This is a genomic window from Rhodopila sp. (assembly GCF_965276935.1).
GTDB lineage: Bacteria > Pseudomonadota > Alphaproteobacteria > Acetobacterales > Acetobacteraceae > Rhodopila.
In genome coordinates, this window is sequence record NZ_CBDIBS010000002.1 from 77,302 (window position 1) to 97,016 (window position 19,715).

Consider the following 19,715-nt stretch of genomic DNA (forward strand, 5'->3'; position numbering starts at 1 on the left):
GCCGCGTGCGTCAAGCGGTCCTTGATCAGGCGGCATCCTGTGGCGCCGCACCGATGTATTTGTACTGATGCAGGATATTGTCCGGGGGGAAGTCGCCGTCGTGCCGTATCTGAAAGATACTGACGACACGGCTGATCAAATCGCCATTGGGATCGAACGAGACCATGCCCTGAAGCGTCTCCAGCCGGGTCGTCTGGATCGCGTCGCGCACCGCTGACCGCGTAACCGTTTTGCCGGTATTCGCCACGCGTCCGATGGCATCCAGCACAATCAATGCGGCGTCGTAGGCGGTGATGGAATAATCTGAGGGCTGGTGCCCGGTCCTGGCGACGAAGCGTTGCACGAATGGCACCAGCCTGGCGTCTTCCATCATGTGCGGTGAGGCGACGGTGGCGTACCAGCCGTTCACTGCCGGAAAGCCGGCGCCCTGCAGGATCGACGGGCCGTACATGCCATCGCCGCCGGCCTTCATGACGTTTGGTATGATATCATAAGATTGCTTGACCAGCTTAACGCCGGCCTGCGCGTCACCGCCATAATACAGCAGTTGCGGACCCAGCGACTTGATCTTGGTCAGCGCCGCCGTGTAGTCGGGTGCCTTCGGATCGAGCCGGTCATGGCCGAGCACCGCGATGCCCTTTTTCCTGGCTTGTGCCTCGAATGCCGCGGCAAGGCCGACGCCATAGGCGCCACTGTCGTCCAGCCCGAACATCGTCTTCACCTTGAGCACATCCGCGAAGTAGTTCGCCAGGCTCGGCCCTTGATAAGCATCCGTCGTCACGGTACGGAAATAGATCGCCTTGCCCGCTGGCCGGTACAGCCCGGCGAATTTGGGATCGGTGATGTCGGGGTTCGTTGAGGTCGGCGTGATCGTTGCGAGATCGCCTTGGCTGAAGATCGCGGCCATCGCCTTGCCAGGCGTGCTGCTCATGGGTCCAAGCGCCGCGACGCAGTTGCGATCGGCAACCATCTTGCGGGCATTGGTCGCACCCTGCGCCGGATCGTACTGGCCAGCGGTCGCGGTACCGTCGTCCAGCATCAATACATCGACGTGAATGCCGGCGGGACCGCCCTTGGCGTTCGCCTCGTCGATCGCCAGCATGAAGCCGTCCCTGATCAGGTTGGCGGTCTCCGCATCCGCGCCGGTCAATGACAGATCGATACCGACAGTGACCGACTGGCCGGCGGCGGAGGCCAGGTCAGGACACGCAAGAGTGGCCAAGGCGGAACCGGCCAGCAGGCGAAACGTCGAACGACGGCCTATATCGAACATGGCTTGTCTCCGTGCTGATGTCAGCGACCAAACCAAGGTCAGGACATTGCCTCGTCGCAGGCCCCTGGCCTTCAGATGTCAGTTGCCCATTCAAGATCGATGCCAACGAAACCAGGCGCACGCGGCAAGGCATGCCGGCGGTGCCGGTCACGACGGCCGACTAGTACCTTTGCACAGAGGTTTTGACCGGTTGAGCGTGTCCTGGAAGTAGTTCAGGCAAAGCGGAACGCTCAAGCAGGACGACGATGCTCCGTGCGAAGCCTGGTTTGCGTGAGATCAGCCCGGCCTGCTCGAGGGTGAGCACCATCTGATGGACGCTTGGAGGCGTGAGGCGGAAGAACCGCATCATGTCCGCCTCCGCCGGCGGGCGCCCGTTCACCAGAGTATAAGCGTCGATATACGCCAAAAACTGGCCCTGTCTGGGGGTAAATTGCGGTCGCAGCGCATCGACAGCTCGACTCATCGTTGTCCTTGAAGGGAAAGGAACGGCGATGACCATACGGTATCGGGTCGATCTGAGCGAGGCGGAGCGCGCACACCTCACGACGCTGCTGAACGGCGGCAAACACGCAGCACGCAAGATCAAGCGGGCTCAGATCCTGCTGGCCGCCGATGCTGGTGTCAGCGACGACGTGATCGCCAACAGCGTCTCGGTTGGCACCTCGACGGTCTACCGCACCAAGCGACGCTTCGTCGAGGGCAACCTGGATCTGGCGCTCAGCGAGGAGGTCCGCCCAGGGACTTCGCGCAAGCTGTCCGGCAAGGAGACCGCGCTGCTGGTGGCAACGGCCTGCACCACCCCGCCGGTGGGGCGCAAGCGCTGGACGCTCGATCTGTTGGCCGGCGAGATGGTGAGGCTGACCGAGCATGAGGATCTGTCGCGCGAGACCGTGCGCCGGCGCCTTGCAGAAGACGATCTAAAGCCGTGGCGGCGGGAGATGTGGTGCATTCCACAAATTGATGGCGCCTATGTCGCGCGGATGGAGGATGTGCTCGATCTCTACGCCGAGACGGCTGATGCGAAGCGCCCGGTGGTGTGCTTTGACGAAAGTCCGACCCAGTTGATCGGCGAGGTACGTGAGCCGATCCCGGCCGAACCGGGTCAGCCGGAGCGCTATGATTGCGAATACCGCCGTAACGGCACCGCCAATCTGTTCGTGTTTCTCGACGCACACAGACCCTGGCGTCATGTAAAGGTGACAGACCAGCGAACCGCGCAGGATTTCGCCGTCTGCATGCGTGATCTGGCCAATACCCACTATCCAGATGCCGACCAGATCCGGGTTGTGCTGGACAATCTTTCAACCCACACCGCCGGGGCGCTATATGAGACCTTCCCGGCACCCGAAGCGCACCGTATTCTTCAGCGCCTGGAATTTCATTACACACCCAAACATGCCAGTTGGCTGAACATGGTGGAGATTGAGATCGGCGTGCTGCGCGGCCAGTGCCTGGATCGCCGGATCGGTGAGCGCGACGTTCTCAACACCGAAATCAAAGCATGGCAAAGCCAACGCAACGCGTCAGGCGCACGGATCCAATGGAAGTTCACGACGCAGAAGGCGAGAGACAAGCTGGCTCGCGCCTATCCCGACACCACTTAACCGTTCAAAATCACTGTGCAGAGGTACTAGGTCACTCCAGCGGCGCATCGCGATATTCCTTCATGCTGATGATCGCGATGGCACTCAATGCGCCACCGGTCATCACGTAGAAGGCGGGCGCGAACGGATTGCCTGTCACGTCGACGAGCCACGTGGAGATCAACGGCGCGAAGCCGCCGAACAGGACGACGGCGAAACCATAGCTGACCGACAGGGCGGTGTAGCGCACCCGGGTCGGGAACATCTCCGCCAGGATGGATGGGATCGTGCCGGTGTACAGCGCCTGGAACACGGCGTTGCAGATCAGCGCGATCAGCAGCGACTTGAACGTGTTGCCGCGGATCGCCAGCAGAAAAAGTGGATAGTCGAACACAAGGTTAAGCAACGCGCAGGCCAGAATAAGCGGCCGGCGGCCAACGCGATCCGTCAGCGCGCCGACGAACGGCGTCAGCACGACCACGACAAGGCCGGATGCGACGGCGCAGGAAAATGCCGCGCTGGATGGCAGATGCATGGTGTTTATGGCGTAGGAGACGAGGTAGACCACGAAGATGAAGTTGGCGATGCAGCCGATGATGCTCAGGCCGAACGCCTGGATCATGCGGGTGCCATATTCACGCATGGCCACACGCAGCGGCGCATGTTCGACGGTACGCGTCTCCACCGCACGCTCGAAGGCCGGGGTTTCCGCTACCTTGTTGCGCAGGTAATAGCCGATCGGGCCGAGCAGGAAGCCGCAGAGGAATGGGATACGCCAGCCCCAGGCGTAGAATGCGGCCTCGCTGAGGCTGGAAGCCAGCAGCGCCGCCGAGACCGAGCCGGTAACCGCACCGATCTGGGTGCTGAACTGCTGCCAGCTTCCGGTCAGGCCACGCTTGCCGGGCGGTGCGTATTCCACCAGGAACGCCGCCGCTCCGCCCCATTCCCCGCCGGTCGAAAACCCTTGCAGCAGGCGGCACAGCACCAGCAGGATTGGCGCCCAGTAGCCGATGGCACGGTAGGTCGGTATCAGCCCCACCGCACCGGTCGCGCCGGCCATGAGCCCGATCGTGATGACCAGGGCGGCGCGGCGCCCCATTCGGTCGCCGTAGGCGCCGAGCACGATGGCGCCAACCGGGCGCATCAGGAACGCCGCACCGAAGGCGGCGTAGGTGCCATACATTGATCCGGATGGATAGAAGGCGCGTGTGATGGCGACAGCGAAGTAGCCGTAGATGGTGAAGTCGAACAGCTCGAAGAAATTGCCAATGGCGCAGGACAGGATGGCTCGGCGCCGCAGCGCCGCAAGCTGACCTGCGTCGAGCGAAGCAAAGTCGTTCGCGGTGGCCTCGGACATGGCTGAACTCCTTGCCGGATGTGACCTGGAGCATGATCGCGCTGAGTGGAACGTTCAAGACGCGTGAACCATGCGATCAATGCAACCACGTCGGCCGCTTCTCGACCATCTGATCAAATGGAAACCGACCGTATCAGGTTTACCCAAACCAGATTATTGCGACAGCCGGATCAAGTGCCAGCGGCAGTCGTGATCAATCATGTTACTATACTGCTAGCGATGATGCTTTGGTCATGCCTTGCGCACCATTGCGAAAGGCGCATCGGTCTGAACCTGCGTAGGCGAAGAAAGCAGCCAGCGCCAGTGCCAGAGGCTGGCTCAGGAATACTGGCTGCCGAACACGCGCCTGATTGGAATCGAGTCCAGGTCGACCGCCTCAAGGCATCGAACGTTAACGGCCCAAACCTCCGGATCTGTCCGGGGACGCCTGAACGGCAGGATACCGCAGGACGGACAAAAGTAGTTCTTCGCTGTCCGCGTGTGGAACTGATAAAGCGTCAGGTCCTCAAGCGGGGTGAGCAGCCGGAAGCAGTCCGGTTGCACGCGGTGGATCAGCGCGCCGCGCTGCCGACAGATGGAACAGTCGCAGACACGGACATGATCCAGATCGGCGTCGATCTCGAATCGGGTTCGGCCGCAGTGACAGGCGCCTGAATAGGTTTTCTTCATGCAATAACTCCTCAAACCGCCCGCCACTTCGCGTGGACATCACACCGGCTTTCTCGCCAATCCCGTACGCTTGCGACTAAAACCCTCAGGCCGCTGCCATGACGTGTTGTGTTATCCGGTCGGTGCCGGTCTCAACCGGTTTTACCCCGATACGCCCTGACCCCGAAGCGCCTTTGCATAGGCCACGACCGTCGCGGCCCAGCCCTGTTCCAAGGCATCGGCGGTCAGTTCGTGGCCGATCGAGGCCTCTGCCAGGAACGGCACCGCCTGTATCAGCGGCGGAATGTTGTGCAGGTTCAGATCGTGGCCGGCATTGACGATCAGGCCAGCGGCTTTCGCCGCCGCGGCGGTGGCGGCGATCTCCGTCACGATGGGGCCGTGCGTCCCCTCCCGGAATGCGGCGGCGTATGGCCCGGTGTAGATCTCCACCCCATCCGCGCCGGTGGCCGGCACGCGCGCGATGACGGAGGGATCAGGATCGATGAACAGGATCGCCCGTCCGCCCAGCGCCTTGATCGTTGCAATGAACGCCGTCGCCAGGGCGGTTTGCGCCGCGTCCAGATGCCAGCCCTCCTCCGATGTGAAGGCCCCGGGCGCGTCGGGCACCAGCGTAGTCTGCTCCGGCCGAGCGGCTTGCAGGATGGCGAGCAGGCGGTCGTCGGGATAGCCCTCGATGTTGTATTCGAAGCCGGGACGATACGGCCGCATCAGCTCGCCGATCGCCGGAACGTCGGACGCGCGGATGTGGCGTTCGTCCGGCCGCGGATGGACGGTCAGGCCCTGCGCGCCGGACTCCAACGCAAGACGCCCGAACCGCGGCAGGTCGGGCACGCCGGTGCGGCGCGAGTTCCGGAGCAGGGCGATCTTGTTCAGGTTGACGCTGAGGCGGGCCATGACGACAGGGTAACGCGGGCGCGGTGGCGGTTCAATGTGCCGGACGAGCTTTCGTCGGAGCGCCTGCCGGCCGGTGACGGGCTTTGCCGGAAAGCCCCAAGTGTTCGCTGCCGTTGCCGGGACTGCCGATGGTTTTCCGCAACGCCCGTGGGCAAGCCGCTCCGGTCGGCTTGACCGCCATGGCACGCCGCCTGCAAGACCAGGTCCGGCGCAAGCTGAACGAGAGAGAGGTTGGCGGATGACGCGGCAGGCCGAGACGACGTTTCGTCTGGAAGAAGCGACGATCGATGACTTGCACCAGGCGATCCGGGATGGCCGTGCCACCTGCGTCAGCGTCGTGCGGCACTACCTCGCGCGCGTCCGCGCCTTCAACGGCGTCTGCAGCATGCTGGTTACCGCGGACGGCGCACCGGTGCCGGAGGCGCCCGGCGTCACGCGCGGCACGACGCCGCTGCGCTTTCCAACGGCAACGGTGAAAGCTTCCGCCGTGCTGCCTGACCTCGACAAATACCGGGGACCGCCGCTGGAGTTCGGCCGCATGGAGCCGACCGCATCGGACCCGTCGGTGCAGCAGCAGTTCGGCATGATCGTCGGCATTCCCGACGCCGGGCAGGTGAATGCGCTAGGAACGATCAATATCCGCGGCGAGCGGTCGGTGACCTGCCGCGGCGAGTTTGATCGGCATCCGTCGCAGGGGCCGCTGCCGCCCGGTGCGCCGCCGGTGTGCGAGATGTTCCGCCGCCAGCCCGACGCGCTGGAACGCGCGGCGGAACTTGATGCGGCGTATGGCCAGGATCCGGACCTGGAGAAGCTGCCGATGTACGGCGTGGTGTTCTCCTTCAAGGACCCCTTCGACACCACCGACATGCGCTCCACCGGCGGCGGCGATGCCGCCTACGACATCGACTTTCCGGCCCGCGACCACATCCTGGTCGGGCAGTTGCGGGCCAAGGGCGCGATCATCTTCGCCAAGGCCGTCAACACGGAGTACAACGGCCGCGCGGGTGATCCCGGCGGACGGCATGTTGCCGACAAGATACTGCCCTCCACCTTGGGGTATCAGCGCAGCACCTGGGCGGGCAACCCAGCCAATCCCTACGATACCACGCGCGCCGCATCACTTGGATCGAGTTCGGGATCGGCGCTGTCGGTCAGCACCAACATGGTAATGATCAGCCTGGGCGAGGAGACGCGGGCATCCTGCCGAGGGCCGTCCAATCACAACGCGGTGGCGCTGCTGCTGCCGCACAAGGCGATGATCGGGTTCGATGGCGGCGCGATCGGGGCGGACATCTACTGCGATCGCAGCGGCATCCATGCGCGCCGCATCGGCGATGCGGCGAAGGTGCTGGACGCCCTGAAAGATTCTGTCAGCGGCTACTACGATCCGCGCGACCCGTTCACCACCGTGGCTCGATCGTCCGTGCTTCCCACCCGCTTTGCCTCGCATGCCACCATGCCTGCCTGCTTGGCGGGCACGCGTATTGGCGTGATCCGGGAGTCGATGCTGAACCCAGGGCTGAAGCTGGTGGAACCGATCACCACGGCGGCGGCCATCGAGATCAAGTCGGTGCTGGGCGGCAAGCTGGGCGCCACCCTGGTGGAATCCGCCGATCCGCTCTGGACGCCCGATCCCGACATCGAGCCGATGACGACGAATTTCCGTCACGCGCTGGCACGGCTTGTGCCGGTGTTCATGCCGGAACTGCTGTTCCGCCTTGGCCCGGACGGCCAGCCGGTGTTCAAGGACTTCGCTGCTGCGATCCAGCCGACAGAGTTCATGCCGGGCCAGGTCTTCGGCTCCGGCACCATGGCATCGATCGATTACATGGTGGAGATGGCCGAGGGCCGCATCGCCCCGCCGGCAAACCTCGATATCGCCACGATCCAGCACCAGGAACTGGCGATGTCGTTCCGCTTCCATATTCCGCAGTACCTCACCCGGCGCGCCGCCGACTGGGCCGCCCTCGGCTTTACCGAAACGCTGACCGGTTTTCCGGCGCTGAATGCCCGGTCGAAGTTCTGGGGCGACGACCAGCGCGCTGCCTTCAAGAACTGGGAAGACGTGGCCGACCCGCGCAATGCCCTGGGCGGCCGGCAAGGTGTTGATGAACGGATCATGCTGCGGGAGCTGCTGCGCCGGGTCGACATGATGGTGATCCTGGAAAACCGACTGGACGCGCTGGTACGGCTGCACACGCCGCTGCCGCCGGCGAAGATCGGCGGCGCAACCGAACCCGGTACGCCGCAGAACTTGCGGGGCGAAACCTTCTACGGTCCGAACGCCGGCCTGACCGAGGTGCTGATCCCGGCCGGCTACGTCAAGACGGTCTACGATCCGGTGTTCAAACTCAGCGCTGACGGCACACGGTATCTGCCGGCGTTGTCCGATACCCCCACCGTTGTGGCCGATCCGGGAATGCCGTTCTCCCTGGTGTTCCGCGCCGAACCGGGACGGGAGGATGTGCTGCTGAAGCTCGCCTCGGCCTACGAGGCCGCCTCGATGCGACGGGTGCCGCCGCCCGCCTTCGGCCCGCTGCCCGCCCTGCATTCAAGGAAAGCATGACGATGCGACGCCGTGACCTTCTTAAGGTTTCGCCGGGACTGCTGCTGGCCCCGGCCGCCAGGGCGGAGACGCCAACGCAGACGCTGCGCATTGGCATGACGACGTCCGACCTGCCGACGACCGGCGGCATCCCGGACAACGGCAGCGAGGGCGGTCGTTTCGCCGGCTACACGATCTACGATGCGTTGGTGAACTGGGATTTCAGCCATACCGACCATTTCGCCGACCTGACGCCCGGCCTGGCGACCGAGTGGAAGATCGATCCGGACAACCACCTGCGCTGGATCTTCACCCTGCGGCAGGGCGTGCAGTACCACGATGGCACGGTGATGAAAGCCGAGGACATCGTCTGGAACTTCGACCGGCATCTGAACGAACAGTCGCCGCATTTCGACCGGGCGCAGGCGTTGACCTATCGGCCCTACACCTCGCAGGTGAAGCACTACGAAAAACTCGATGACACGCACGTGGCGCTGTACACCGAAGCGCCGTTCAGCATGCTGCCCTACCTGCTGTCCAGGGTCTTCATGGTCAGCCCGACACAGTACGCCAAGATCGGCAACTGGCTGGATTTCCAGAAATCGCCCGCCGGCACCGGTCCCTTCAGGGTCACGCGGGTGTCGCCGCATGTTTCCATCGAACTGGCGCGGAACGAGGCGTATTGGGATCGCACCCGCGTCCCCAAGGTGGACCGGATGGTGCTGCTGCCGATCCCGGATCCCAATACGCGGGTGGCCGCCCTGCGATCCGGCCAAGTGGACTGGATCGAGTACCCCGCGCCGGATGCGCTGCCGGCGTTGCGCGGCGCTGGCTATCAGATTGTTACGAAACCTTATCCGCATATCTGGGCCTGGCACGCCAACAACACCGATGGCTCGCCGCTGCATGACAAGCGGGTGCGGCACGCACTGAATTATGGTCTGGACCGCGCCGGCCTAGTTTACCTGCTGGCCGATACCGCGATTCCGGCGCGCGGCCCCTGGCCGGATACCTACAAGTATTTCGGCCATCCGCGGGAACATTACGATTACAATCCAGAGAAGGCGCGCCGTCTGCTGGCCGAGGCTGGCTTCGGTCCACAAAACCCGCTGCGCCTGAAGGTGCAGATCCCGACCGCGGGCTCCGGCAACATGGACCCGCTGCCAATGGGCGAATTCGTGCAGCAGAGCTACAAGGACATTGCGGTCGAGGTCGACTACGAGATGGTCGACTGGGGCACCATGCTGACGACCATGCGCTCCCGCCCGGATACCCCCGGATTGCCGCATCGCGACGCGATCAACCACGGGCTGCCGATCTCCGATCCGACGCAGTTCTTCCTGAACTTCCATGGCTCCGCGATCCCACCGAACGGATCGAACTGGAGCGTCTATCGCAACCCGAAAGTCGACGAACTGCTGTCGGAGGCTTTCCGCAGCTTTGAACCGGAAGCGCGCGACGGGCTGATCACCCAGGCGCACGAACTGGTGGTTGATGACGCCCCCTGGGTGTTGGTGGTGCATGACCTGAACCCGCGCGCGCTCAGCCCTCGGGTGAAGGGGTTTCGGCAGGCGGAAAGCTGGTATCAGGATTTCACCCAGGTCACGATCGCGGCGCGGTAGGTCCGCGGCGGACCAGCCGCACAAGCGCGCTTATCCCCCACCGCCGAAAATCTTTATTATCTGAACAGCGCCTGCAAGGGCTTGGATGGCGAGCCGCTAGAGCGCTTCCACGGTGACTGGAATCGCCGGATCTACCAGCCACTGTCATGGCCGGGACAAGACTCGGCCATGACGAAAGGGGCAGGCCTGTTTCGAGTCACCGTGGAAGCGCTCTATGCGTCGGTCGAGCCCTGAGTCAACGCGGCGGTGACCAAGCAGAAGGCTGTCCCGCTAACGGGGCGTGCCGAACAGAGAGAGCCGGTGCAACATGGGATCCTGATCATGCATCAGCCGGCTTGCGTCCGTCGTTCCGTCTTCCATATGCGCCGGCTTCCATACGCGCCGGAGATTCGTTCGGCCGCCTCAATGCCTTGGCGCAAGGCCGCGAGGCAAGGCAGCAGGATGGCTGCGAAATTAAATGTTACCCGATGCGCAAGATACAGCAGCACCCCATATCGAAGATCTGTCAATCCAAGGAGACAACAACAACATGCGCCCGATCGTATTCTCGGCATTGGCGCTGGCGAGCCTTTGCGCAGGCTGCGGCTATGACACCGGCACTGGGGGATACGCACAGCAACAGCCGGTCCAGCCATATGCACAGCCGTATGGGTATTCACAGCCTGTTCAGCCGTATGGGTATGCGCCGGGCTACCCTTCCCCCGTCTACGGCTACGCGCCACAGTACCAGCCAACGCCGGCGTTCGGGTTTGGCGGCTACAACGAGAGCGAGCGTCGTGAGCGCGAGCGCGCCGAACGGGGCGAATACCACGAGCATGAGGTCCAGGAGCACGGTGCGGAACGTCGACCGGCCGGACCGCCGCCCACTGTCATCAACGCGCCGCCACCGGGTATGCATGCCGCACCGCCGGGTGGTTTCCATCCCGCCCCTCCTCCGGCTGCCCGGCCAGCGCCACCACAGGCCGCGGCGAACTTGGAATCGCTCAAGAGACTTGGGTTTCAGCCAAACCATTAACGGGCGAACTTAGTCCGGCGGACAGGGTTTTGTGCTGATACTGGGCATGATGTCAGGACATGCGCCGGCGTGTCCGGTGATGAACCGTCGCCCTAAGCCTTGCGCTGTCAATCGAATTCCGCCGTTGGCTCCTCCGCCGGTCGACTGCCTATCTGGCCGGTCTGGCTTCGGTTGACACGCCCGCCATTCTCACGTCCCTTTTCGGACAAGGAGACCACGGCATTTCCGACTTCTCGGCGGATACTTTCACCAATATGGACAGCCTCGTGCACCGCCTGCGGGCGCGGACAATGGAGCTTCATCGGCAGGCCGAGCGTTCGGGGGTGGTGGCGGCGCTGCTGCGTGGTCGGGTCAGCGTGGCGGCTTACGCGGTGTATCTGCGCAATCTGCTGCCGGCCTATCAGGCGATGGAGCAGGCCCTGCGGCACCGTCGCAACCAGCCCTTGCTGGCGGAACTGGCGCTGCCGGCGCTATATCGGGCCGAGGCGATTGTCGCCGACCTCGGTCATCTCGCCGGACCAGGCTGGGCAGTGTCGGTGCCGCTGCTGCCGTCCGGTCAGCGCTACGCCGACCGACTGACCTGGGCAGCGTCCGGCGACGGCATGATGCTGATCGCCCACTGCTATACACGCTACCTCGGCGACCTGAGCGGTGGCCAGATCCTGGGTCGCCGCCTCGCCAGCCTGTTCGGCGCCGACTTTCCGGCCCTCGCCTTCACCCATTTTAGCAACATCGGCAATGTGCGTGCTTTCGCCGCGATTTATCGCGCCGCCTTGGACCGTACTGGCGCATGGCTGGCCGACGCAACGCCCGTGGTCGAGGAAGCCGCCGTCGCATTTCAAAATAACATAGACATCTCCAACGATATTGATGGAGACCAGGCATCGTTCGCCGAAATACCCGCGGCGTGAGCCGTGGTTGACACGAAAAGACGACAACCCAAAGTGACAGACTTATGGATAAAACGTCACTTTAGATGTATTTCGATTAATTGGCTGCCGGGCCGATGTAAACCATGCTATGACACCCACCTAAAGACATCATTGTCCCCAGGAGGGTACAATTAGCGCAGCAGTCCTCTCGGGCGTTCATATCGCCCAACCTGACGTCACCCTTATCCTTGATCTGGACGGTGTCATTCAGCACGTGACGCTCTCCAACGACGTGTCCGAGGAAATCGGAGAGGACTGGCGCGGCCGCGCCTGGACGGACACCATCGCCGACAGCGGCGGCGGCAAGGTCTTGCGGATGGTGGAAGACGCCCGCGAACGTGGCGTCTCGGCGTTTCGTCAGGTCAACCAGCGTTTCCCCAGCGGCCTTGAACTCCCGATGGAGTACACTACGGTCCGTCTTGGCGGGAAAGCCGGTCTGATCGCGATCGGGCGCAACCTCAAGGCGGTGGCCGAACTGCAGTCCCGTCTGATTGCCGCGCAGCAGGCGATGGAGCAGGACTACTGGAAGTTGCGGGAGGTCGAGACCCGCTATCGCGTCCTGTTCGATGCCTCGAACGAGGCGGTGCTGCTGCTCAGCGCCGACATGCTGCGCATCATCGAGGCCAATCCGGCCGCGATCCGGGCGCTCGGCTTTGCCCGCGGCCGTCAGCTCCTGTTGGAAATGAACGCCGAGGATCGTGAGCCGTTCCAGGCGATGCTGCAGCGGGTGCGGCAAAGCGGACGCGCCCCCGGCACGCTGCTGCATCTCGGAGCTGGGCGTGAGGCCTGGATCGCGCGCGCGACGTTGATGGCCGGCGAGCCTGGCCAGATGTTCATGATCCAGCTCGCCCCCGCCAACGGCATCGAACCGCCGGAGGTCCGGCGGGAGCCGATCTCGTCCGACGACTTCATCGACCGCCTGCCGGACGCCTTCGCCGTGATAGATCGCAACGGGGTGATCCTGCGAACCAATCGGGCCTTCCTCGATCTGGTGCAGGTCGGCGCGGAAGGTGCTGTCCTGCATGAACGTCTCGGCCGCTGGCTGTCGCGTCCCGGCGCCGACCTGACCGTGCTGTTCGCCAACCTTAATCGGCATGGCAGCGTGCGCCGGTTCGGCACCAGCATCCAAGGCGAGCTTGGCGCGGAAACCGAGGTGGAAATCGCCGCGGTCGGCAACACCGCGGGGCAGTCGAGCCACATCGCACTGCTGCTGCGTGACGTCGGCCGAAAGCTGCCATCGGATGACGGTGCGGCAAGCCTGCAAGCCGCGCTGGCCGCGGTGATCGAGCAGCACGAGAAGACCTCGCTGCGCGATCTTGTAAAGGACGCCGTTGGTCTGGTCGAACGGCATTATATCAGTGCGGCGCTGGAACTTGTTGAAGGCAATCGTACCGCAGCGGCCGAGATTCTGGGGCTGAGCCGTCAGGGATTCTATAAAAAGCTTGCTCAATATGAAATGGAGGGGCATGCAAAGTCAGGTGCCGACATAACTAATAAATAAGCGCTATGTGGGGGGCTTGCTTTGCTGACCCGTGCGGTCTCGTCGCCGGCCTTTGGAGAGGCAGATCTTTCGAATTGTGAGCGGGAGCAGATCCACCTCGCGGGATCAATCCAGCCGCACGGTGCGCTGCTCTACCTGCGGGAGCAGGACAACGTCATTGTCCAGGCCAGCGAGAACGCGGCCGCTTTCCTTGGCATCGAGCAGGATATCGTGGGCCGCCGCCTTGACGAGGTCGGCGGTGACCTTGCGGCACATCTCATCCCGCATTTGCCCGATTCCCTGCTGGAAGTGGCGCGTGGTGTCCGGTGCCATGTCGGTCATCCGCCGCGCGCCTTCGACAGCCTGATTCATCGTCCGGCCGGCGGCGGCCTGATCATCGAACTGGAGCCGGCCGGTCCGGTTGTCGATCTCTCCGCTCTGTTGGAAAAAGGCTTGCAGGCCATCATGGCCGCCGCCACCCCGCGCGCGCTTTGCGATGAAACCGCACGCATCTTCAAGGCCCTGACCGGCTATGATCGGGTGATGGTCTATCGTTTTGATGACCATGGCCATGGCGAGGTGTTCTCCGAAAAGCGGGAACCGGCGCTGGAAGCCTATCTCGGCAACCGCTACCCGGCGACCGACATCCCGCACATTGCCCGCAGGCTCTATGAACGAAACCGGGTGCGGGTGCTGGTTGACGTCGAATACGCGTCCGTCCCCCTGACGCCGAGGCTGTCGCCGATCACTGGCGAAGAGCTCGACATGTCGTTGTGCTTCCTGCGCAGTGTTTCCCCGATTCACGTCCAGTACCTGAAAAACATGGGGGTGCGCGCGACGCTGGCGGTGTCGCTGCTGGTTGGTGGCAAGCTGTGGGGGCTGATCTCCTGCCATCACTATGTGCCTCGTTTCATTCATTTTGAAATCAGGGCGGTTTGCGAACTGCTCGCCGAGGCGGTCGCCACACGGATCGCAGCGCTGGAAAGTTTCTCCAGGGCGCAGGCCGAACTGTCTGTCCGCCGGCTGGAACAGCGCATGATCCGTGCGATTTCGCAGGAAGGTGACTGGCGCGGCGCGCTGTTCGACGGCTCGCGCGCATTGCTGGAGCCGGTCCAGGCCACCGGCGCGGCGCTGCTGTTCGAAAACGAGGTACTGAGCGTCGGCGACGTGCCGGCGACATCGGCACTGCGCGATATCGGCCGTTGGCTGGACATGCAGCCGCGTGCCGCCGGCCCCGACGCCGAACTGATTGCCACCACCTGCCTCGCCGATGATGCGCCTGCCTTTACCGCGCTGACGCCGATCGCCAGCGGCCTGCTGGCGGTGCCGGTATCCAGCACGCCAGGGGAGTACCTGATCTGGCTGCGGCCGGAGCGTGTCCGCACCGTTACCTGGGGCGGCAATCCCTTTAAGCCCAACTCGCCGGCTGACAATCCCGCCAACCTGTCGCCACGGCGGTCATTCGCGCAATGGCATCAGCTCGTTGAAGGCACCGCCGATGCCTGGAACGATGCCGACCTCGCCGCGGCGCGCCTGATCGGCGATTCGGTCAGCGACGTGATCATGCAGTTCCGCGCCGTGCGCATGCTGTTCGCCGAGGACCAGCTCGATCAGGTGCGTCGTCAGGTCCAGCATGCCAGCCAGCCGGTGGTGATCGCCGACGCGGGCGGCCGCATCCTGAAGATGAATGCCGCCTTTGCCGCGTTGCTGCCCGCCGCCATGAGCCGGCTTGAGCGGGTTGCCGACCTGCTGGCGCTGCTGAGCGATCCAGAGGAAGCCCAGGGTCGGTTCCAGGACCTTGTGCAACACCGGCGTGCCTGGCGCGGCGAGGTCCGCATCGCTGGCCTGGGCGAAGCCGGGACGCCGCTGCTGGTCCGCGCCGACCCGGTGTTCACCGGACCGGACCGCACGCTGGGCTTCGTGCTGCTGTTCACCGATCTGACCGAGCGCAAGGCGGCCGAGACGGCGCGCCGGCGCTTTCAGGAAGGTGTGATCCAGCAGCGTCCGCCGTCTTCCGGCCAGCTCGACTCCAAGGCCGACCTGATGTTCCGCAACCTGCTGGCGAAGATTGTGGAGAACGCGCAGCTCGCCGCATTGGAAATCACCGACCGTGTGGATACCGCGCGCATGCCGGAGATGCTGGAAGCGGTGCGCGCCTCGGTCGCCCGGACAGCCGAGATTCTGCGCTATCTGGTCTGGCACGCGACGCGCTGGGCAAAGGATCGGCGCGGCGACGAGGCCGCGCTGTCGGATCAGCCTGACAGGCGTTCGAGCAAGGCTTGACCCTGCCTCGTCCGCCCCGGATAAAGTGCGCGTGCGAACCAACCAGATTACTCCGTTTTGCCACCGTCATCGCTTGGCTTGCCCGGGCCGGCGCAAGCACCGCGTAGCATCGGTCTAATGAGCCGCCCGGTCTTCCCCTTCGCCGCCATTGTCGGACAGGACGACATGAAGCTCGCGATGCTGGTCGCGGCGGTCGATCCAGGTATCGGCGGCGTGCTGGTGTTTGGCGATCGCGGCACCGGCAAGTCTACCACGGTCCGGGCGCTCGCCGCGCTGCTGCCGCCGATGAGGGTGATGCAGGGCTGCCGCTACCAATGCGATCCGGCCGCGCCGGATTCCTGGTGCGCCGACTGCCGCGCCGCCGGCAAGGGCAAGAGCATCACCGCACCCGTCCCGGTCGTCGACATGCCACTTGGCGCCACCGAGGACCGGGTGGTCGGCGCACTTGACCTGGAACGCGCGCTGACCGGAACCAAGGTGTTCGAACCGGGTTTGTTGGCACGCGCCAACCGCGGCTTTCTCTACATCGACGAGGTCAACCTGCTGGAGGACCATCTGGTCGACCTGCTGCTGGACGTCGCCGCATCGGGTGAGAACGTCGTGGAGCGTGAGGGACTGAGCATCCGCCACCCGGCCCGCTTCGTGCTGATCGGCAGTGGCAATCCAGAGGAAGGCGAACTGCGGCCACAGCTTCTGGACCGCTTCGGCTTGGCGGTGGAGGTGCGCACGCCGGCCGACCTGCCGACCCGGATCGACGTCGTGCGCCGGCGCGACAGTTTTGAACGCGATCCGGTGGGGTTCGCCGAGGTCTGGAAAAAACCGCGAGACAAGCTGCGGCGCCGCATCATTGATGCCCGCGCCCGCCTGCCCGACCTGGTGGTCTCGGACACCTCACTGGAACGCGCCGCCCGGCTCTGCATGGCGCTCGGCACCGATGGGCTGCGCGGGGAACTGACGCTGATCCGCGCCGCCCGCGCCGTCGCCAGCCTGGATGGTGACGAGGCGATCGGCGACAGCCATCTGCGCCGGGTCGCGCCGATGGTCCTCAGCCACCGGCTGCGCCGCAACCCGCTGGATGAGGCGATCGCCAGCACGCGCGTGACGCGCGCGGTCGAGGAACTGTTCGGCGCATGAACGGTTCGGCTGCCAGCGGTTCGGCCGGTCGTGGTGCGGCCATCTGGGCCGACGCGGTGCGAGCACTGGCGCTGTTCGCCATTGATCCGGCCGGCCTGGGTGGGATTTCGCTGCGCGCTGGAGCCGGGACCGTACGCGATCATTGGCTGTCGCTGCTGAAGCAGGCCCTGCCGCCGGATATGCCGTTGCGGCGGCTGCCCCTGCATGCCGGGGACGATCGGCTGCTCGGCGGCCTGGATCTGGCCGCCACCTTGCAGGCCAACCGGCCGATCGCGCAAAGGGGTCTGCTGGCCGAGGCCGACGGCGGTGTGCTGCTGCTGGCGATGGCCGAACGGATCGAGCCTGCGACGGCGGCGCGGCTGCGTGCGGCGCTGGACGACCGAGCGGTGACGTTGCAGCGCGAGGGACTGCCATGCCTGCTGCCGACCCGGTTCGGCATCGTCGCGCTGGACGAGGGTGCCGACCCCGACGAGCGTCCGCCCACATCGCTGCTGGATCGGCTGGCGTTCCATCTGGATCTGACCGATGTCTCGGTCCGCGACATCGGCGACCGGCCATGGACGCCTGCTGATCTGGCAGTCGCCCGCCGCGTCATGGCCGCGGGCCTTCCCGACGATGTTATCTCCGTGCCTCCCGCCCGCCGCATCATTCCCGACGCGGCCCAAGCCCTCTGCGGCGCCGCCCTGGCGCTTGGCATCGATTCCCTTCGGGCCCCTCTGCTCGCTTTGCACGCGGCACGCATTGCCGCCGCGCTGGACGAACGGACCGAGGCAACCGACACCGATCTCGGCCTTGCCGCCCGGCTGGTCTTCGTCTCCCGCGCCACCCGTTTTCCGCCACCGCGTGACGCGGAGCAGCCGGAGCCCGACACCGAACCGGATCCGCAGGACGATGACAATCGGTCTGATCAAGACGACCGACCACCGTCCGATCCGGACGACGACCCGTCCGATCCGGACACGATGCCGGACCAGCCGCTCGCCGATGTGGTTCTGCAAGCCGCGCTCGCCGCCCTGCCGCCCGATCTGCTGGCCAGACTGGCGCGGCCGGACGGCGGTCGCGGCTTGGCCCGCGCGCCCGGCCGCGCCGGGCAAATGAAGGCCAGCACAAAGCGCGGACGGCCGATCGGCACGCGCCAGGGCGACCCGAAGAATGGCGCGCGGCTGCATCTGCTGGAAACCCTGAAGGCCGCCGCTCCCTGGCAGGCCCTGCGCCGCCATCCCGGCAGCGGCACGGCCTCTGCCACGATGACGCGGTTCGAGGTCCGGCGTGAGGACTTCCGCATCATCCGCTTTCGCCAGCGCATCGGCACCACGACGGTATTCGCGGTGGACGCCTCCGGTTCCGCCGCCATGCAGCGCTTGAACGAGGCAAAGGGCGCGGTGGAACTGCTGCTGGCGGATTGCTATGTGCGGCGGGACCAGGTTGCCTTGATTGCCTTCCGTGGCCGCGGCGCCACCGTGCTGCTGCCGCCGACTGGATCGCTGCTGCGGGCGAAGCGCAGCCTGGCCGGTTTGCCAGGCGGCGGTCCGACCCCGCTCGCGGCCGGCATCGATGCGGCCGCCGCACTGGCTGATACGATCCGCCGGACCGGCCGCACAGCGGTGATCACCCTGCTGACCGACGCGCGGGCCAACATCGCCCGCGACGGCAGCGGCGGCCGGCCGCGTGCCGAAGCCGAGGCGCTGGAGAGCGCCCGCGCCCTCCGCGCCGCCGGTGTCGCGACCCTTTTGGTGGACACCTCGCCCCGCCCAAACCCCTTTGCCCGTCGCCTGGCCGAGACGATGCGGGCGCACTACGTCCCGCTGCCTTATGCCGACGCCTCGGCGTTGTCGCGCGCCGTGCGATCCGCCGCCGCCGCATGAGCAACCGGCTGAACTGGGAGCGGGACGGCCGCGACTGGCCGCATCGCGCGGCCAGCCGCTTTATCCAGGCCGATGGTCTGCGCTGGCATGTCCAGGTCATCGGGAGCGGTCCGGCGGTGCTGCTGATCCACGGCACCGGCGCGTCCGCGCATTCCTGGCGGACCATGGCGCCCGTGCTGGCCGAGAGGTGCACCGTGGTGGCGCCCGATCTGCCGGGTCACGGCTTCACCGGCGCGCCGCGATCGCCCGCCGGCTATTCGCTGCCCGGCGTGGCGCGGGGAATGACCGCCCTCCTCGGCGCATTGGGGATCTCGCCGGTGCTGGTGGCCGGCCACTCCGCCGGCGCCGCGGTGGCGGCACGGATGTGCCTGGACGGCACCATCTCGCCCGCCGCCGTGGTGAGCCTGAATGGCGCGCTGCTGCCTTTTCCAGGGATGACCAACGATTTTTTCGGCCCGGCGGCGCGGCTGTTGGCAAGCTCAAGCCTCGCCGCCCGGGCGGTCACCTTGTTCGCTGGCTCTCGCCCCTCGGTGGAGCGGCTGCTGCGCTCGACCGGGTCGCGGATCGATCCGGAGGGCCAGCGATTGTATGCCCGTCTGGTGGCAAATCCCGGTCATGTGCAAGGCGCCCTGGCGCTGATGGCGAACTGGGACCTGCGCCCGCTGGTGCGCGACCTGCCGCGGCTGGCAACGCGGCTGGTGCTGGTCACTGGCAGCAACGACGGCATGGTGCCGTCCGGCGAAGCCTATCGCGTGCGCGCCCTGGTGCCGAAGGCGGAGTTGTTTTCCCTGCGTGGACTGGGGCATCTCGCGCATGAGGAACGGCCGGATGAGATCATCGCTTTGCTCAACAGGCTGCTGCCGCAAGACCCGTCCAGGTGATCATTTCCAGGGGCATCAGCAGTGCGATCAGCGATGCCGTAGCACGGCTGTTTTTGCGGTGAGCGGGCCACCCGGCTGGTCGGCGGCGCCTGCTTGACAACGGACCGTGGCCAACTCGCCGAACTCCGAGTGCTTGTCGATGTCGGTGCTGTCGGGCGGCGGTTCGGCTTCGGCGGCTTGTC

The 19,715-nt window shown here is 65.3% G+C and carries 15 protein-coding genes and 1 pseudogene; 11 read left to right on the plus strand and 5 right to left on the minus strand.

The features are described 5' to 3' along the window. Positions 1-25: 25 nt before the first annotated feature. Both ACQY4S_RS03360 and ACQY4S_RS03365 read right to left on the minus strand, forming a co-directional pair. Entirely contained in the window at positions 26-1,273 is a 1,248-nt protein-coding gene (locus ACQY4S_RS03360) for a branched-chain amino acid ABC transporter substrate-binding protein (protein WP_428483787.1), read from the minus strand. Positions 1,274-1,433: 160 nt separating this feature from the next. After that, a complete protein-coding gene (locus tag ACQY4S_RS03365; protein ID WP_428483392.1) occupies positions 1,434-1,772 on the minus strand; it encodes a LexA family protein in 339 nt (112 codons plus the stop codon). On the opposite strand from ACQY4S_RS03365, the gene ACQY4S_RS03370 reads away from it, so the two are divergent. Next, positions 1,765-2,877, plus strand: coding sequence for an IS630 family transposase (locus ACQY4S_RS03370; RefSeq protein WP_428483393.1), 1,113 nt, complete (start codon positions 1,765-1,767; stop codon positions 2,875-2,877). The genes ACQY4S_RS03365 and ACQY4S_RS03370 overlap by 8 nt on opposite strands. A gap of 31 nt (positions 2,878-2,908) precedes the next feature. Here ACQY4S_RS03370 and ACQY4S_RS03375 read toward each other — a convergent pair whose 3' ends face one another. The 3 genes from ACQY4S_RS03375 to ACQY4S_RS03385 all read right to left on the minus strand — a co-directional run bounded on the left by ACQY4S_RS03375 (position 2,909) and on the right by ACQY4S_RS03385 (position 5,776). Continuing rightward, entirely contained in the window at positions 2,909-4,213 is a 1,305-nt protein-coding gene (locus ACQY4S_RS03375; protein WP_428483788.1) for an MFS transporter, read from the minus strand. Between the two features lie 318 nt (positions 4,214-4,531). Further along, positions 4,532-4,882, minus strand: coding sequence for a GFA family protein (locus tag ACQY4S_RS03380; RefSeq protein WP_428483789.1), 351 nt, complete (start codon positions 4,880-4,882; stop codon positions 4,532-4,534). Positions 4,883-5,023: 141 nt separating this feature from the next. Continuing rightward, the gene (locus ACQY4S_RS03385; RefSeq protein ID WP_428483790.1) at positions 5,024-5,776 is read right to left on the minus strand and encodes a pyridoxine 5'-phosphate synthase; all 753 of its coding nucleotides are present in this window, start codon (positions 5,774-5,776) and stop codon (positions 5,024-5,026) included. 238 nt (positions 5,777-6,014) lie between these two features. Here ACQY4S_RS03385 and ACQY4S_RS03390 point away from each other — a divergent pair, with 238 nt between their 5' ends. The 10 genes and pseudogenes from ACQY4S_RS03390 to bchO all read left to right on the plus strand — a co-directional run bounded on the left by ACQY4S_RS03390 (position 6,015) and on the right by bchO (position 19,533). After that, entirely contained in the window at positions 6,015-8,342 is a 2,328-nt protein-coding gene (locus ACQY4S_RS03390; protein WP_428483791.1) for an amidase family protein, read from the plus strand. A 2-nt stretch (positions 8,343-8,344) separates the two neighbouring features. Beyond that, complete coding sequence (locus ACQY4S_RS03395) at positions 8,345-9,943, plus strand: ABC transporter substrate-binding protein (protein WP_428483792.1); 1,599 nt, start codon at positions 8,345-8,347, stop codon at positions 9,941-9,943. A 529-nt stretch (positions 9,944-10,472) separates the two neighbouring features. After that, on the plus strand, positions 10,473-10,958 hold the full coding sequence (locus ACQY4S_RS03400; protein ID WP_428483793.1) for a hypothetical protein: 486 nt from the start codon (positions 10,473-10,475) through the stop codon (positions 10,956-10,958). 254 nt (positions 10,959-11,212) lie between these two features. Beyond that, entirely contained in the window at positions 11,213-11,869 is a 657-nt protein-coding gene (locus ACQY4S_RS03405; protein WP_428483794.1) for a heme oxygenase (biliverdin-producing), read from the plus strand. Positions 11,870-12,050: 181 nt separating this feature from the next. After that, positions 12,051-13,391: a transcriptional regulator PpsR gene (gene ppsR / locus ACQY4S_RS03410; protein WP_428484628.1), complete on the plus strand. Its 1,341-nt coding sequence runs from the start codon at positions 12,051-12,053 to the stop codon at positions 13,389-13,391. 21 nt (positions 13,392-13,412) lie between these two features. Beyond that, positions 13,413-13,724, plus strand: a pseudogene (locus tag ACQY4S_RS03415) (hypothetical protein); the annotation flags it as partial. A gap of 189 nt (positions 13,725-13,913) precedes the next feature. After that, entirely contained in the window at positions 13,914-15,653 is a 1,740-nt protein-coding gene (locus tag ACQY4S_RS03420; RefSeq protein WP_428484629.1) for a GAF domain-containing protein, read from the plus strand. A 117-nt stretch (positions 15,654-15,770) separates the two neighbouring features. Continuing rightward, on the plus strand, positions 15,771-16,787 hold the full coding sequence (gene bchI / locus ACQY4S_RS03425; protein WP_428483795.1) for a magnesium chelatase ATPase subunit I: 1,017 nt from the start codon (positions 15,771-15,773) through the stop codon (positions 16,785-16,787). Continuing rightward, on the plus strand, positions 16,784-18,652 hold the full coding sequence (locus ACQY4S_RS03430) for a magnesium chelatase subunit D (protein WP_428483796.1): 1,869 nt from the start codon (positions 16,784-16,786) through the stop codon (positions 18,650-18,652). The genes bchI and ACQY4S_RS03430 overlap by 4 nt, the downstream gene beginning before the upstream one ends. Beyond that, positions 18,649-19,533 (plus strand): alpha/beta fold hydrolase BchO, encoded by an 885-nt coding sequence (bchO, locus tag ACQY4S_RS03435; protein ID WP_428483797.1) that lies wholly within the window; start codon positions 18,649-18,651, stop codon positions 19,531-19,533. Before ACQY4S_RS03430 ends, bchO begins: the two co-directional genes overlap by 4 nt. The last annotated feature ends 182 nt before the right edge of the window (positions 19,534-19,715 follow it).

Excerpts from the sequence above, each read along its gene's own strand:
- ACQY4S_RS03360 (WP_428483787.1), bottom strand. The coding sequence starts at position 1,273 with ATGTTCGATATAGGCCGTCGTTCGACGTTTCGCCTGCTGGCCGGTTCC.
- ACQY4S_RS03370 (WP_428483393.1), top strand. The coding sequence starts at position 1,765 with ATGACCATACGGTATCGGGTCGATCTGAGCGAGGCGGAGCGCGCACAC.
- ACQY4S_RS03365 (WP_428483392.1), bottom strand. The coding sequence starts at position 1,772 with ATGGTCATCGCCGTTCCTTTCCCTTCAAGGACAACGATGAGTCGAGCT.
- ACQY4S_RS03375 (WP_428483788.1), bottom strand. The coding sequence starts at position 4,213 with ATGTCCGAGGCCACCGCGAACGACTTTGCTTCGCTCGACGCAGGTCAG.
- ACQY4S_RS03380 (WP_428483789.1), bottom strand. The coding sequence starts at position 4,882 with ATGAAGAAAACCTATTCAGGCGCCTGTCACTGCGGCCGAACCCGATTC.
- ACQY4S_RS03385 (WP_428483790.1), bottom strand. The coding sequence starts at position 5,776 with ATGGCCCGCCTCAGCGTCAACCTGAACAAGATCGCCCTGCTCCGGAAC.
- ACQY4S_RS03390 (WP_428483791.1), top strand. The coding sequence starts at position 6,015 with ATGACGCGGCAGGCCGAGACGACGTTTCGTCTGGAAGAAGCGACGATC.
- ACQY4S_RS03395 (WP_428483792.1), top strand. The coding sequence starts at position 8,345 with ATGCGACGCCGTGACCTTCTTAAGGTTTCGCCGGGACTGCTGCTGGCC.
- ACQY4S_RS03400 (WP_428483793.1), top strand. The coding sequence starts at position 10,473 with ATGCGCCCGATCGTATTCTCGGCATTGGCGCTGGCGAGCCTTTGCGCA.
- ACQY4S_RS03405 (WP_428483794.1), top strand. The coding sequence starts at position 11,213 with ATGGACAGCCTCGTGCACCGCCTGCGGGCGCGGACAATGGAGCTTCAT.
- ACQY4S_RS03420 (WP_428484629.1), top strand. The coding sequence starts at position 13,914 with ATGGTCTATCGTTTTGATGACCATGGCCATGGCGAGGTGTTCTCCGAA.
- bchI (WP_428483795.1), top strand. The coding sequence starts at position 15,771 with ATGAGCCGCCCGGTCTTCCCCTTCGCCGCCATTGTCGGACAGGACGAC.
- ACQY4S_RS03430 (WP_428483796.1), top strand. The coding sequence starts at position 16,784 with ATGAACGGTTCGGCTGCCAGCGGTTCGGCCGGTCGTGGTGCGGCCATC.
- bchO (WP_428483797.1), top strand. The coding sequence starts at position 18,649 with ATGAGCAACCGGCTGAACTGGGAGCGGGACGGCCGCGACTGGCCGCAT.